General features: G+C 62.9%; 13 protein-coding genes and 2 pseudogenes. 1 reads left to right on the top strand and 14 read right to left on the bottom strand.

Annotated elements, in window-relative coordinates; all coding sequences use genetic code 11:
• The 10 genes and pseudogenes from MOV74_RS15530 to MOV74_RS15485 all read right to left on the bottom strand — a co-directional run.
• Window positions 1-377: pseudogene (locus MOV74_RS15530) on the bottom strand (V-type ATPase subunit a family protein); the annotation flags it as partial.
• Window positions 378-428: 51 nt separating this feature from the next.
• Window positions 429-917, bottom strand: a complete 489-nt coding sequence (gene pal, locus MOV74_RS15525; RefSeq protein WP_018317777.1) for a peptidoglycan-associated lipoprotein Pal — start codon at window positions 915-917, stop codon at window positions 429-431.
• Window positions 918-1,238: 321 nt separating this feature from the next.
• Window positions 1,239-1,964, bottom strand: coding sequence for an N-acyl amino acid synthase FeeM domain-containing protein (locus tag MOV74_RS15520; RefSeq protein ID WP_246923705.1), 726 nt, complete (start codon window positions 1,962-1,964; stop codon window positions 1,239-1,241).
• Between the two features lie 193 nt (window positions 1,965-2,157).
• Window positions 2,158-4,479: a bifunctional diguanylate cyclase/phosphodiesterase gene (locus MOV74_RS15515; RefSeq protein WP_246923701.1), complete on the bottom strand. Its 2,322-nt coding sequence runs from the start codon at window positions 4,477-4,479 to the stop codon at window positions 2,158-2,160.
• Window positions 4,480-4,716: 237 nt separating this feature from the next.
• Window positions 4,717-6,066 carry a Tol-Pal system beta propeller repeat protein TolB gene (tolB, locus tag MOV74_RS15510; protein WP_404979146.1) on the bottom strand — a complete coding sequence of 450 codons (1,350 nt, stop codon included), beginning with the start codon at window positions 6,064-6,066 and terminating at the stop codon, window positions 4,717-4,719.
• A 41-nt stretch (window positions 6,067-6,107) separates the two neighbouring features.
• Window positions 6,108-7,067: a protein TolA gene (locus tag MOV74_RS15505; RefSeq protein WP_246923693.1), complete on the bottom strand. Its 960-nt coding sequence runs from the start codon at window positions 7,065-7,067 to the stop codon at window positions 6,108-6,110.
• A 3-nt stretch (window positions 7,068-7,070) separates the two neighbouring features.
• Window positions 7,071-7,520, bottom strand: coding sequence for a protein TolR (tolR, locus tag MOV74_RS15500; protein ID WP_246923690.1), 450 nt, complete (start codon window positions 7,518-7,520; stop codon window positions 7,071-7,073).
• Between the two features lie 43 nt (window positions 7,521-7,563).
• Window positions 7,564-8,280, bottom strand: a complete 717-nt coding sequence (gene tolQ, locus MOV74_RS15495; RefSeq protein ID WP_246923686.1) for a protein TolQ — start codon at window positions 8,278-8,280, stop codon at window positions 7,564-7,566.
• A gap of 539 nt (window positions 8,281-8,819) precedes the next feature.
• Window positions 8,820-9,077 carry a hypothetical protein gene (locus tag MOV74_RS15490; protein ID WP_246923683.1) on the bottom strand — a complete coding sequence of 86 codons (258 nt, stop codon included), beginning with the start codon at window positions 9,075-9,077 and terminating at the stop codon, window positions 8,820-8,822.
• A 127-nt stretch (window positions 9,078-9,204) separates the two neighbouring features.
• Window positions 9,205-9,972, bottom strand: a complete 768-nt coding sequence (locus MOV74_RS15485; RefSeq protein ID WP_246923680.1) for a serine acetyltransferase — start codon at window positions 9,970-9,972, stop codon at window positions 9,205-9,207.
• A 322-nt stretch (window positions 9,973-10,294) separates the two neighbouring features.
• On the opposite strand from MOV74_RS15485, the gene MOV74_RS15480 reads away from it, so the two are divergent.
• On the top strand, window positions 10,295-11,458 hold the full coding sequence (locus tag MOV74_RS15480) for an acyl-CoA desaturase (RefSeq protein ID WP_246923677.1): 1,164 nt from the start codon (window positions 10,295-10,297) through the stop codon (window positions 11,456-11,458).
• A 180-nt stretch (window positions 11,459-11,638) separates the two neighbouring features.
• Here MOV74_RS15480 and MOV74_RS15475 read toward each other — a convergent pair whose 3' ends face one another.
• From MOV74_RS15475 to MOV74_RS15460, 4 genes and pseudogenes are all read right to left on the bottom strand, one after another.
• The gene (locus MOV74_RS15475) at window positions 11,639-12,340 is read right to left on the bottom strand and encodes a peptidoglycan-binding protein (RefSeq protein ID WP_246923672.1); all 702 of its coding nucleotides are present in this window, start codon (window positions 12,338-12,340) and stop codon (window positions 11,639-11,641) included.
• 107 nt (window positions 12,341-12,447) lie between these two features.
• Entirely contained in the window at window positions 12,448-13,341 is an 894-nt protein-coding gene (locus tag MOV74_RS41015) for a peptidoglycan-binding protein (RefSeq protein WP_246923668.1), read from the bottom strand.
• Window positions 13,342-13,640: 299 nt separating this feature from the next.
• The gene (locus MOV74_RS15465) at window positions 13,641-14,126 is read right to left on the bottom strand and encodes a DUF2852 domain-containing protein (protein ID WP_246923664.1); all 486 of its coding nucleotides are present in this window, start codon (window positions 14,124-14,126) and stop codon (window positions 13,641-13,643) included.
• A gap of 121 nt (window positions 14,127-14,247) precedes the next feature.
• Window positions 14,248-14,542 (bottom strand): annotated as a pseudogene (locus MOV74_RS15460) (TetR/AcrR family transcriptional regulator); the annotation flags it as partial.

Raw genomic sequence — 14,542 nt, 5'->3', positions numbered from 1 at the left:
CCCGGCGCAGCTTGCGCGCCGCCTTCGAGCGCCCGCAGCCGCTCTTCGAGCTGGCGGTTGCGGTATTGCAGCTCCTCGTTCCGGCCGGTGAGCTGGCGCAGCTGGTTCTCCAGCCGCTCGATCCGCATCTCGGGATCATCGTCCGACTGCGCGAGTGCGGGCGAGCCGAAGGAGAGCAGCGTGGCCATCGCCACGGTGCCGGTAAAGACCTTAAATCTGGATGACATCTTGTCCTGACGACGAAAGCGAAATGGCCTGCGACGGAACAGTCGACGCGCCACACATTGAAGGGGAGTACGCCAAAACTGTGACTGGCACCACGGGGTTTCCGTCACGGATTGCTGAAACGAAACCGGCGCCCGAGAGGGCGCCGGCATAATCGGTTTCTGAAGATGAACGGCGCCTGACTGAGTGTCAGTATCTCGGCGTCAGGAACTCGCGTTCAGCACGGTGACGGCGCGACGGTTCTGCGACCAGCAGGAGATGTCGTTACAGACTGCGACCGGCCGCTCCTTGCCGTAGGAGATCGTGCGCATGCGGTTCGGATCGATGCCGCGCGAGGCGAGGAACGAACGCACCGACTGGGCTCTCCGCGCGCCGAGCGCGATGTTGTATTCGCGGGTGCCGCGCTCGTCGGCATGACCTTCGACGGTGAAGCTGTAGCGCGGATAGGTCTGCAGCCACTGCGCCTGCTTCTCCAGGGTCACGATCGCCTGCGGGGTCAGATCGGTCTGGTCGCTTTCGAAGAACACGCGGTCACCCACGTTCACCACGAAATCCTGCTGACTGCCAGGCGTTGCCGCATTGGCCATCGCATCCGTCGCAGCATTCTTGTTGGCGCAGGCACCCATCGACAGCGCGACGGCGAGCACCGCGACCAGCTTCAATCCCTGGAGGATACGCATAGGATGTTTCATTCCGGAGCCTCCACGCTCACGTTAGTCCACTGCTGTCCGGTCTACAGGGGGTTGGTTAAGCGAACGTTCCGTCAACCTTGACGGAACCTTGCCTCAGCCGATCAAATGCCCCCAACCAGCGAAAAGCACCCGTCATGGTTAATGGGTTGTAAATGTGGCGCGAGGGTGAAGGCAAGCCGCGCCAGCCGGCAAAAACGCCGCCTTTCGCCGGAATTCCGGGCCCAGGTCCTTGATGTGCGGCGGGCGAAAGGGCCAAGTCCGGCTCAACACTCCAGGTCCAAGCCCGAAGCAGGTCAGGATCCAAGGCGGGCCGGCGCGGACTCAGGCGTGCACGGCGTCCGCCACCAGCACCGGCCGCTGCGGCACCTGGCGCTGGCCACCGCGCCCGAACAGCATCCGCCGTTCGAAGGCGGTCGACCGCATGATCGGATAGCGCTCGAACACCTTCTTGCGGAAGGTCGGGAAGTCCGCCGCCATCAATCCGAACGGCTTGGTGAGGCCCGGAACCAGCCGCGGCTCGGCGATGGTCTCGTGCAGGAACACGCGCCGGTAGAAGGCCTGATGCTCGGGACGCACGATGGCAAGGCCGAGATCAGCACTGAAATGCTCGCAGGCCATGTAGGCGAGACGGGTCGTCAGATAGGGCAATTCCGGAACGCGCTTGACCTGGTCGGGATCGGCGACGAAGCGGGTCGGGTCGATCATGACCTCGCCGCGATCGAGCCGCGGCAACAGGACGTCCGGGAAGACGTCGGCCGAGGTGGATTCACGCCATTCCGACGTCAGCACGCTGATGCGCACCGAGCTGCAGAGCTCGCCATGGAGATAGACGCCGAAGGTCCACGCGTTCGGCAGCTCGTCGTAGCGGTCGGTGACCCGCGCCTCCGCCGAGGGCTTGACGGCGCCTTCCCGCAGATAGGCGCGGTAGCGGAGATTGTAGATCTCCTCCTTCTCCGCGACGGTTTCCGCAAGATGATAATCGACGTCGGTCAGAAGCTCCGCTCCCCGTCCAACAGCCGAAATGACAGATCTGGCTGAGGACTGCATTCCAACTCCTTACCCACACTCACGCCTGCGGCATCCAAAGCCAACTTCCTGCAAGACAACTTGCGCGGGCGAGTTGATTTATTAACACCTCCTTAACAAGTATGCAAAGCAATCGAACGGTTAGGGTTAATCACCGTAGCACTACGGTGCCCCTGCAACATTCTGAAATGATGGGACGTTTCGGGAAATGGACTTACGCGAAGCCGACCACCTGAAGCTGGCCTTCGCCGCGCCGTCCATGCGAGGCGTTGAGCAGCTGGCGCATCCGCACGGCAGGCACCGGGCGGCTGAACAGATAGCCTTGCGCCTCGGAGACGGTGCCGTCGGCGCTGATCAGATCGAGCTGCTCGTTGGTCTCGATGCCCTCGACCACGACGGCCATGCCGAGATCGGCGGATAGCCGCGCCACGCCGCGCAGCAGCGTCAGCGGGCGGTCGGTGTCGATCCCCTCGAGGAACGAGCGGTCGATCTTCACCTTCTGCATCGGGAAATTGTGCAGATAGCTGAGGCTGGAATAGCCGGTGCCGAAATCGTCGAGCGAGATGCGCACGCCCAGCGCGTGCAATTGCGACAGGATGTCGTGGGTGAGCTGGGTGTTGCGCAGCAGCGAGGACTCGGTGATCTCGATCTCCAGCCGATGCGCCGGTAGGCCCGACACTTCGAGCGCGTAGCGGATTTCACTCAGCACGTCGCGCTGGTGGAATTGCTGCGGCGAGAAGTTGACGGCGACGCTGACGCCATCAGGCCACTTCATGCATTCCATGCAGGCGCGGCGCAGGATCCAGCGGCCGAGATCGACGATCAGGCCCATGTCCTCGGCGACCGGAATGATGTCCACCGGCGAGACCGTGCCGCGCACGGGATGATTCCAGCGCAGCAGCGCCTCGCAGGTGGTGATCTTGCCGGACTTCAGATTGACCAGCGGCTGATAGAACAGCTCGAACTCCTCGTTGGCGAGCGCCTTGCGCAGATCGAGCTCGAGGATGCGGCGCGCCTCGACGGTCGCCGCCATCTCGTCGCGGAAGAAGCAGAAGGTGCCGCGGCCGTCCGCCTTGGCGCGATACAGCGCCATGTCGGCGTTCTTGAGCAGGGTGTCGGCACTGGCGCCCTCCGGCGAGGTCAGCGCGATGCCCACGCTGGCGCCGATCTCGACCAGGTGATTGTCGATGCGGTAGCGCTCGCTGAGCCGTTCGACGATACGGCGGGCAAGCGCGGCGGCGTCCTCGGGCGAAGAGATGTTCTGCTGGAACACGACGAACTCGTCGCCGCCGAAGCGGGCGACGAAATCTTCGGGGCGCAGCATCTCGCGCAGACGGTTGGCGACGGCACACAACAGCTGGTCGCCGCAGGGATGACCGAGCGTGTCGTTGACCTGCTTGAACTGATCGAGGTCGACGAAGAGCAGCGCGGAGAGGCGCTCGGCATGATGCGAATTCTTCAGCAGCCGCTCGATCTCGTCGTGGAAGCTGACCCGGTTGGGCAGCGCCGTGAGCTCGTCGTAACGGGCCAGATGGCTGATGCGGGCTTCCGCATTGGTGCGTTCGGTGATGTCTTCCAGCAGCAGCACCATGCCACCGCCGGTCATCGGCTGGAACGTCCAGGCCAGCGTGCGGCCGCGCGAGGAATCCGGATCGGCGGTGACGATCTCGCAGACCCGCGCATGCTCGATCTCGGCCAGGATCTGGTCGCCGCTCTCCGCCGAGATCGACCCGGCGGAAACGCAGGCCGCCACGATATCGGCGGCAGTGGCGCCGCGCTTGACGAGGTCCTCGGGCAAGCTCATCAGCTCGCCGAAGCGGTGGTTCATCACTGCAAGGCGGCCATCGGCGCGAAACATGCACAGGCCGTGCGGCATGTTGTTGAGCGCGGTGTCGAACTGGCTCGCCAGCGCGGATTCGCGGAAACTCGAGGTCAACGCCTTGACGAAGATCGCGTGCAGGCTGAGGTTGATGTTCTTGAGCCCGATGAAGAAGAACACGAGCAGGATGGCAAGTCCGATGTGGTAGAATCCGCCGTGCAGCAGCAAGGCGAGCGACATCGGACCGCAGGCCAGCGCGACGTGCCACTGGATCACCCGGGGCTGTCCGTAATTGCGGGCGGCGCCGCCCGCGGTGTAGCCGATGCCGATGGCGACACAGAGCATATCGGCGACCGGATCGTTGTTGTTGTAGATGACGACGAAAGCCCACACACCGAGCACCGCCGCATAGCTCAGCGCGCCGATCCAGTAACGCGGCTCCAGGTGCTTGGCCTCTTCGAACGACAGCGGCTGGGTGCGGTTTTCGTATCCGCGCATCTGGAATGCACGTGCGGTGCCGATGGCGATCAGCAGGAACGCGAGCGGCCACAGCCAGACGTCGCCCGTCTTCAACGCAGTCATCACCGCGGCCACGGCCGCGGAGGCCGAGCCGAGGAAGATCGCCCAGAAATTCTGCACCATGGAGTTGATGAGAGCGGCGTAGAGTATCGGCTCCAGCTCGTCTCGATCACTCTGCTTCTGGTCGGCCAGTTGCATTGGCTTGTTACGCGTCCTGTTTGGAGCGTACTTTTACCCAGCCCTAGTGAAGTCTTTCTGAGGGAACATCGTTAAAGTCGAGTTGTTTTTCGGCAATGACGAACCTGTTTCTGTTGATATTTCAATCAACTAGGCAAGCCTTGCCGGGATCAAGGTGAAGGAAAGCTTGCTTTCCTCCCCAAACCCGAAAAATCTGTGCATTTTTTTCGACAACATCGCACGTTGCGAGCGCGGGATTTATTGGCCCGCGGTCGAGGACAATAGCGGCGACCATGCCGGGTCGGAGGCGAAGCCCGGCGTCGGCACCTTCAGCTCGTTGCGTCCCGAAATGTCGACGCTGTACAGCGAGGGGCCGCCGTTACCGCCGGGATCGCGGAAGAACATCAGGACGCGGCCGTTCGGCGAGAAGGTCGGGCCTTCATTGTGGAAGCCGGAGGTGAGCAGCCGCTCGCCGCTGCCATCGGGCTTCATGACGCCGATCGCGAATTGTCCGCCCCCCTGTCTGGTGAAGGCGATGTAATCACCCTTCGGCGACCACACCGGCGTCGAGTAGCTGGCGTTGGTGTCGTCCTTGGAGAAGGAGATCCGCTGCGCCTGTCCGCCGCCTGCGGCCATCACGTAGATCTGCGACCTGCCGCCGCGATCGGATTCGAAGCAGATGCGGGCGCCGTCCGGCGAGTAAGACGGAGACGTGTCGATCGCCGGCGTGTCGGTGAGGCGCGTGGTCGAGCGCGAGCGCAAATCCATCACGAACAGGTTGGAATTGCCGCCTTGCTGCAGGCTCATGATGACACGCTGGCCATCCGGCGAGAAGCGCGGCGCAAAGGTCATGCCCGGGAAGTTGCCGACGATCTCGCGCTGGCCGGTCTCGATGTTGAAGAGATAGACCTTCGGATCGCCCTGGCCGAACTCCATATAGGTGATCTCTTGCGAGTTCGGCGAGAAGCGCGGCGTCAGCACGAGGTCGGATCCGCGGGTCAGGTAGCGCACATTGGCGCCGTCCTGGTCCATCATCGCGAGCCGCTTGACGCGGCGCTCCTTCGGGCCGCTTTCGTCCACGAACACCACGCGGCTGTCGAAATAGCCCTTCTCGCCGGTCATCCGCTCATAGATCTGGTCGGAGATGATGTGGGCGATGCGGCGCCAATATTCCGGCGAGGTGAAATATTGCTGGCCGGCGAGCTGTTGGCCGGAGACCACGTCCCACAGGCGGAATTCAGCCTTGAGCCTGCCGTCCGGCTGCCGCGTCATACGGCCGGTGACGAGGGCCTGCGCGTTGAGCGTCTTCCAGTTCTGGAATTGCGGCGCGACGTCCATGTTGCTGATGCGCTCGATGAAGGCGGCCTGGTCGATCGGCGCGAACAGGCCCGAGCGCTTCAGATTGTTGGTGATGACCTGCGTGACGCCGTTGCCGACGTCGCCGTCGGACGGTGAGCCCGGCAGGAAGTTGGTGATCGCGATCGGGATCGGCTGGAATGCCGTCGGATCGATGCGGAGGCGGCCCTCAGGGCCTTGAGCGAGGGCGCGTCCGCTCCCGAGCATCGCGAGCGTCGATCCGGTCAGGGTCATGAAGCGGCGGCGGTTCATCGATCGGACGTCATTCATTGCAAAATTCTTTTGTTCGGATGTCACAACATATCTTTCAGGCCGAAAGTCATGGGAATGAGCTTCCAGCTCTCGTACTGCTGCTTCGGCATGAACGAGTAGACCTGACACTGCACGATGGCGCGCTTGGCGCTCTCCGCCACCGCCTGCGCGATCGACCGCGACGGTCCTCGCACCGCGACGACAATCGGCTCGGAGGCCAGCGATCCATCGATCTTCATGGGAATGTCGATGTCGGCCTCGTACTGATCGGCATCCTGCCCATTATAGGTGGGCGTGAAGCAGCGCTTGACCGCGCCCTGGAATGCACCACGCCAAGTCGCGACGTTATTCGCCGCCGCGCCGGTCGCCGATCCCAGCGCGGCCGACGCATTCAGAGCGGAGCCAGTAAGTTCGTGCCGGGTCGCGGTGCGCTTGTCGAGGTCGCGCTGGATCTGCGCGGGATCGAAGGTGCGCTCCTTGGGCTTCGGCTGCTGCTGCGGCTGCACGGCCGCAACCTTCTGCTCCACCGGCTTCGGCGGCGGCTTCTTCGTCTCCAGCTTCTTCTGGAGCTCGGCGATCGGATCTTCCTTGGCCGGATCAGGCTTCTTTTCCTGCGGCTTCGGCTCTTCCTTCGGCTTCGCTTCAGTCACGGGCTTGGGCGGCTCGGGCTTCTTCTCGACCGGCTTCTCGACCGGCTTTGGCGGCGGCTCCGGCTGCGAGTTGGTCTTGATCAGCTCTTTCTTCTCGGTGACCTTGCCGACGGCGTCTTCCTCGGGCTTCGCTTCCGCGATCTTCTCGACCTTCGGCTTCGGCTCTTCCTTCTTGCCGGTCTTCTGCCCCGCCATCATCTTGGCGAGCTGATCACTGGAGATGATGTCGATCGGGAGCGACTCTTCTGGCGCGACATAGGCCTTGCTGCTGAAGGTGACGAGCCCCCATCCCAGCACGAGGACGTGGAGGGCAATCGACGCAACGAGTGTCTTGTCGACGTTCACCTTCACGGCTTACCCCTGATCCGCTTCCGTGACGAGGGCAAGCTTCTTGAATCCGGCGCCGGACAACAGACCCATCACCTTGGCCACCGTGCCGTAATCCGCCTTCTTGTCGGCACGCAAATAGATGCGCTCCTCGAGGCCGCCGCGGGCGTCCGTGATCGCCTTCAGCTTGGGCACCAGTTCGTTGATCGCGATCTCGGCGTCGTTGATGAAGACCTTGCCCTTGATGTCGACCGACATCTGGATCGGCTTCTGGTCGTTATTTTCGAGGCTCTTGGCCTGGGTCTGCGGCAGGTCGAGCGGCACGCCGACGGTCAGCATCGGCGCCGACACCATGAAGATGATGAGCAGCACCAGCATCACGTCGACCATCGGCGTGACGTTGATCTCGGCCACGACGGGCTTGCGCCGGCCTCGGCGCCCGCCGCCTCCGGACGAACTCGCAACGTTCATCGCCATGATGGAGTGCCCAAATTGCCCTTCACACTATACATGCCGCCCGTCAGCCCCGCTCGTCGATCTGACGCGACAGGATGGCGGAAAATTCATCGGCGAAGCCTTCGAGCCGCTGGGCCTGCCGGTTCACCTCGGAGGTGAACTTATTGTAGAAAATAGTGGCAGGAATGGCGGCGATAAGGCCGACGGCAGTCGCAAACAGCGCCTCCGCGATGCCCGGCGCCACCACCGCCAGAGAGGTATTTTTCGACGCCGCGATCGACTGGAAGCTCGACATGATGCCCCAGACCGTGCCGAACAGCCCGACGAAGGGGCCTGCGGAGCCGACGGTGGCGAGCACCAGCAGCCGGCGTTCCAGCCGTTCGACCTCACGCGCGATCGAGACGTTCATCACCTTGTCGATGCGCATTTGAAGACCTGCGACCGAGCGGGTGTGGCTCTCGAAGGAGCGCTTCCATTCGCGCATCGCCGCGACGAAACAGGCGGCCATGGAGTGCGTCGGCTTGGCCGAGAGGGTGCGATAGAGTTCCTCGATCGATTCGCCGGACCAGAATGCCTGCTCGAAACGGTCCATCGAGCGGCGGGTACGGGCGAACAGGAAGATCTTGTCGATGGCGATCGCCCAGACCCAGACGGAGCAAGCCAGGAGCCCCAGCATCACCGCTTTCACGATCCAGTGAGCCTGCCAGAACAGCGCGATCAGCGACACGTCCGCGGAAGCGGCAACCGGAAGGGCTGACTGAGCCACGTCGGCCGGATTCATAAGCAGTATCCTCTCAAGGCGATCGTTACCCGATGTGCCGGCCAGCAAATGGCCGCCGGTTCCCCAATAGCCGCGCTAGAACCGGCGCGGCCGGCAAGCCCGCTCAAAGCCTTGTCTTTCTGGGGTGCAGGGGCTCGTCCAAAGCCGGCCGTCTGCATTCCCTGCCAAGATGTCAAAACTATGGGCCTTTGGCCCCGGGCCTTGACGGGCCTCGGCTTTCCGCTTTGGGCGCGACTGTCCGCCCTTACCAGAGCCCGCCGTTGGTTAATGCGAGGTTACCGGGGGTGAATTTGGCTGCGGGAAAGGCAGGCGGCGCAGGCGGTTGGAGGTGACGGACAAGGCTCGGCCCGCGTCCGGGGCAGGAGAGTTCCGCGTGCGGGGTTCAGCCCGAGGAACCACGCTCCCCGGACAATTTCCCGAAGACTGGCGATCTCGCACGCCTTACGGGCGGCGCCGCCGGCGCAGGCTGAGCGCGTACAGCCAGCCGCCAGCGGCGATCAGCACGGGCAGACCGAAGAGTGCGAAATCGCGCAGCAGGATCACGGGTCAAGACCCGCTTCGGCAAATGAGACCGCCCGCCTGAGCGCGAAGGCGGCGAGTTGATAGAGGGCGCCGCTGAGAAAGAGGTGCCAGGCACCGCCGGCTACGAACTCCTGATAGGTTTTGACCTCCGTCGGCCATCCATTGAGGAATGCAACCGCGAGCGGCAGCCAGCATCCGAACCGTTCGAACAGATCTGAGGCACGCGCGAACAGAGCGACGCGCTGCCTGGTCTCCTTGTATTCGGCGATGGTCATGTTCGTACTCGTCGGCGCAGGCGAAAAAGGCGCCGTTGGGGCTTGGTCGGACCTCGTTACGACCAGGTTCTAAGGGGCCCACGTTTTCTGAAGGGGCCATGGACCACGACGCCGCCTCCGAGGCGTGTCAGGCCGCCGAAGCCGGTTCGGGACAGTTGGTGAGCCGCGCGGGATTTCCGACTGCGGTACAGCCACCGGGAACGTCGGAGGTCACGACCGTGTCGGCGCCGATCCTGGCGAAATCACCGATCCGGATATCGCCCAAAATGGTCGCCCCGGCGCCGATGAAGACGCCGCGACCGATGCGCGGCGAGCGCGTCGGCAGCTCGTTGCCGCGGCCGATGCTGACATTCTGAAGGATGGTGACCTCGTCGCCGATCACGGCATTGGCGCCGATCACGATGCCCGTGGCGTGGTCGAGATAGACGGACGAGCCGATGCTGGCCGCCGGATGAATGCTGACCTGCAACACGTTCGACGCCTCGTTCTGAAACAGCAGCGCTGCATCGCGATGATCATGATGCCAAAGCCAGTTCGAGACGCGCCAGGCTTGCAGCGCGACATAGCCCTTGAAATGCAGTAGCGGCGCCAACAGGCTGGCGATGGCGGGATCGGTGCGCACGATGGCCAGCAAGTCGCGCCCGGACGCTTCGACCAATTCCGGCGAGTGGCGAAAGGCGTCGCTCGAAAAGGCCGTGAAACGCGTTTGCTCGGCGACGCTGCCGCCAAGCCTGCGCCCGATGAGATCGGCCAGAGCCGCCGCAAAGCCGTCATGGACGAGAACGGCTTCGGCAAGCGACTTGCCGAAGACGTGATCGGATGCGACCGCACGCCGCGCCTCATCGCGTATCTCCTGCCAGAGGCGATCGGTCGTCGCGGTCACCGCTGCTGTCATCGCCGCCTCCCGTGTTTTGGGGCTTCCTTCACGTCTCAAATATAGCCGGCGGGCACCCCGCACACCACGTCGCGAGCAGCACGGCGCTACCGGAGCACCGTGCCGCAGCTCCCCGTGAGGCTACGAGCTTGCGTGCCGGGCATCCGCAACCATATAGTTAGTTGAGCTTTCGGCCGATGCGGCTTTGGCCGGGGATATCCCAGGCAAAGCAGCTGGTTCAAACCCCCGCGGTGGTCCGCCATCCGCGGGTTTTTCGTACCCGGCGGCCCTCGATGCTGCCGCTGCAATCCCGGATTCCCGTTACCAAAGGTCACGCTGAAACATGTCGCCTAACGCGCCCGACGACGACCACCACGACGACATCATGTATCCCTCCGCGGTGCCGTTCCTGTTGGTCCATCTCGGATGCTTTGCGGCGATCTGGTCAGGCGTCACCTGGCAAGCGGTCGCGATCTGCGTCTCGCTGTATGTCGTGCGGATGTTCGCAATCGGAGCGGGCTACCACCGCTACTTCTCGCATCGGGCGTTTGCAACCAGCCGGGTGTTTCAGTTCATCCTGGCGTGCCTTGCGCAAAGCACCTCGCAGAAGAGCGTGTTGTGGTGGGCGGCCAAGCACCGGCACCATCATCTGCATTCCGACACCGAGAACGACGTGCATTCACCGCGTCACCGCGGCTTCCTGTACAGCCATCTCGGCTGGATTTTCTATCGGCAGCACGACGGGACCGATCTCGTGAAAGTCGGCGATCTCGCGGCCTATCCCGAGCTGATGTGGCTGCATCGGCTCGAGCTGCTGCCGGCCGTTGTGCTCGCGGCGCTCTGCTTCCTGGTTGCGGGATGGTCGGGTCTGGTCGTCGGCTTCCTGTGGAGCACGGTGCTGCTCTATCACGCGACCTTCTGCATCAACTCGCTCGCCCATGTGCATGGACGCAAGCGCTACGTGACGGGCGACGATTCCCGCAACAACTGGCTGCTGGCGCTGCTCACCCTGGGTGAGGGCTGGCACAACAATCACCACGCCTACCAGAGCAGCGTCCGACAGGGCTTTCGCTGGTGGGAGATCGACGTCACCTATTACGTCCTGAAAATGCTGTCCTGGTTCGGAATCGTCTGGAACATGAAGTCGCCGCCCGAACAGGTGCTGCGCAACGAGCAGCCGCTCGGCGCCCGGGTCATCAATCGGGCAGCCCACCAGCTTGCCGGCCGGTTCGATGCACAGGCCCTGGCGCACGCCATCTCATCGGCGCTGCACCGGGCGGACCCGGCCCAGCTGCAGCTGCCGACGCTGCACGACATCCTCAATCGCGCACATGACGGCGTCGACGCGCTGACACACCTGCATCTGCCAAAGATACCGACGCGCGAGGAGTTTCTCGCCGAGGCCAAGGCGATGTTCGCACGAACGCGATCGCTCAACGAGATCGTCGATCACGCCTACGAACACTTCCTGGCTTCGGTTCGCGCGCAGCTCGCCACGGCGCGCTGAACCACAGCTCAAGCGGCCGCCTGGCCCCAAGAACAGCCGCGCCGGCGCGTGAAACAACCGCGCCGGTCCAGGAGCGCGATGCGATCAGGATGAATCGTCATCGCGCTTCAGGTTGTTGTCTAAGCACGATCTCCGCACAAACGCGTTCCGCATTTGCTGCGCAGTTTTCCGGATCGTGCCTTAGAGTTCGACCTTCAACCGTCTTGCCGTCTGCGGCCCTACCTGTCCGTCGACAATGAGTCCTTTGGTCGCCTGAAAGGCCGCTACCGCCGCCACCGTCAGGTCGTTGTATTCACCGTTGATCGGCCCCGGATTGAACCCCAGCTCTTTCAAGGCGCGTTGAATATTTCGAACGACGGACGCCTTCATGTCCGGCTGCCCGAGCGCATACAGCTGGCTCGGCCCAACCAGGTCGAGTTCTTCACCCGCCTCCCCATACGTAAAGTTTGGTAGAAAGACGCCCGTATCCCAATTTCGGCCCGACACCTTGCCGCGACGAACGCCATAGGCCGTGCCCATCGCCTCCACGGTGCCGCCCTTGCCGTCACACACGACGATGTGTCCCATCATGCCTGGTCCGGGCGGATAGCGAAGGAGAATGCCTCCCACCGTTGTCGCTGCCTGCCGCCACGGAACGCGTTTTCCAAGTTTCTGTGAATCGCTCTTCCAGGCCCCCGTGTAGGCCTCGACCGTTGCAGGATTGCCGTTGTCGTCGACACACCCGTATAGGACTCCGCCGACCTGATACACCAGCCAGGACATGAACTCCGCACAGTCCCAAGGACCGTGCCAGTTCTTGTTGTTCTTTGGCACGCAGACGTTGACGTATTTCTCGCCAATGCGGGACTCGGCCAGCTTCAGCATCTTTTCGCCGTCGGTCATGCTATTTTCCTTTTGCGCAATCAGACTCGCTAAAATTCGACCCTCAATATCGAGACATCCATCTTCGAAACCCGGCGAAGCTCGCACGCAAAAAGGCGACAGGCGCTCTAGGGGCGCTCCGAAGCCGTTCGGGCATTCAAGCGGAGATTCAACGCCGCCTGCGTGACCACGCCTGCATTTCCGTCGACCGGTATCTTGGCGTGGCCTTGAAACCACTCGACCGCCTGCGCCGTGGCGGGACCATATCGTCCATCCACGACAAGCGCCGGCTCAGCCCCGAGATCGTTCAGGGCCTCCTGAAGCTCGCGCGTTTCATCAGACGAGGTTGCGGTTTTCCAGGCCACCTGGTTCGCGCCGCTCTTGCCTATTGCACTCCACACGATCTCGAAGAGCTCGGTGCGACCGCTCAGGCCGTTGTAGCCACCGTTGATGACCCGCGTGATCGTACGGATATCGTTTCGATCCGCATAAGCGTTCAGGCCTCCCTCATTCCATTCGTGAAGGGCAGGAAGGAGGGCCGCTTCGGGTGCGACAATCAGATCCGGATTGCCGTAAAAGTCCACGCCTGCAAGTTTGCCCATGCGCGAGTAGTTGGCTCCGCCCGTCGTCTGCAACAGGCCACCACCGCGATATTTGTATCCGTCGCCGGGCTTGGTATTGCCGAGCTCCTTCGCCTTCTTCGGATTCCCCAATCCGTAGACGCGCTCGGCCAACGCGCGATCGTTGTTGAGATATTGATCGACCTCGTCGGGACGGATCGCCGCGCTGTGATGGCCGATGCCGAAAATCTCGAGAAGACGCGCCGAGGTTTTGTATTTGAGGCTCTCGAACAGAACCGTGCCGCGCCCCGTCTCATACAGGGCCTGAGCAAGGAAGTGCGCGATGCGCAGCGGAGTATTGATCTTGAAGCGCTCGAAGATTTCGTCGCCGTCTTCAAAGGCCTTGAGGTAATTGGGATAGCAGCGAGGGGCTACCTTCCGAACGATCGTTACGATCCGCACGAAAATACTCCCGAATATTCAGCCAAATATCATCGAGTGAAACGTCGCGAGATTACGCACAACATCCTCTGGTTGCAATAGGAGATTGAGTTTCGGGCAGCCGGGCCTTCGGTTGTGCAGGAGCTTGATCTCGCCTGAGGATGGCGGCCGAAGTCCGACCATCTCTCTTCCGCGCGCGGACATTGAAGCAGATGTCCCAAAGCAAACCGCCCGCCTGCGTTGTGCAGACGGGCGGTTCGGGGCCATCAGGACTTTGGGGGCATGCGCCTGAAGGCTTTGAGAGGTGTCAGCCTTGAAGGTCAGCCCTGCTGCTGATCGGTCGGCGGCGGGGTCGGACGCGTCTTGTGCTGCGCCATGAACTGGTCGAACTCTTCCTTGTCCTTGGCGTGACGCAGACGGTCGAGGAAGTTTCTGAACTCGACCTGCTCCTCCTCGAGGCGCTGCAGCGTCTCAGAGCGGTATTCGTCGAAGGCACGGTTGCCGGAGGACGGCGGGCCGAAGCCAAAGCCGAAGCCACGGCGCTCCATGCGGCCACGCATGCGATCCATCTTGTACTGCATCCGCTCCATCTTGTTCTGCCAGCGATCCTGGTGGCTCCAGCACGACATTCTTCTGCTCCCGAGTGTGAAAAAGAGAAGGGCAAGTCCGATCGGCCACCAGATGATGAAGCCGAGGATGGTCACGGCGATCCAGCCGGGATGCCAGGGCGTATCGAGCATGCGGGGGCGCTCGTAGTTTTGATCCGAAGGGCCGCGCCATCGATTGACATCAGCGGTGTAGGCCATTTCCCATCTCCATCACGGCATCTGCGCCGTTGTGAATGTAAATAACATTTACATAGCTAGACCATCTCGCGATTTTGTCAAGCAGGCCGCCTGACACGCCCGCGTGATTATTCGCGTAACTTTATTTCGGCTTGCCCCAGGGGCCGCCGGGCGGCACGCCTGAACCGGAGGATGCCTCCGGTGGCACCGGCGGAGGCTCGGCGCTCTTGGCTGGCGGACGGCGATCGGTCGGGAAGCCGAGGCCCCGCAGATAGATCAGCACCTCGGCCTCTAACAGCTCATCCGGCGACATCGGCAGTTTTCGTCGCGCGGCGTCCCCACGCGAAAACAGCGAGGCCACGCCGTGCGCCATCGACCAGATGTGCAACGCCATCATCATCGCCGGCGGCCGCGGCGTGCCGGGCGGCGCCAGCGCC

The organism is Bradyrhizobium sp. SHOUNA76, from assembly GCF_023006445.1.
Taxonomy (GTDB): Bacteria; Pseudomonadota; Alphaproteobacteria; order Rhizobiales; family Xanthobacteraceae; genus Bradyrhizobium.
This window is presented reverse-complemented; position numbering and strand designations above follow the sequence as displayed.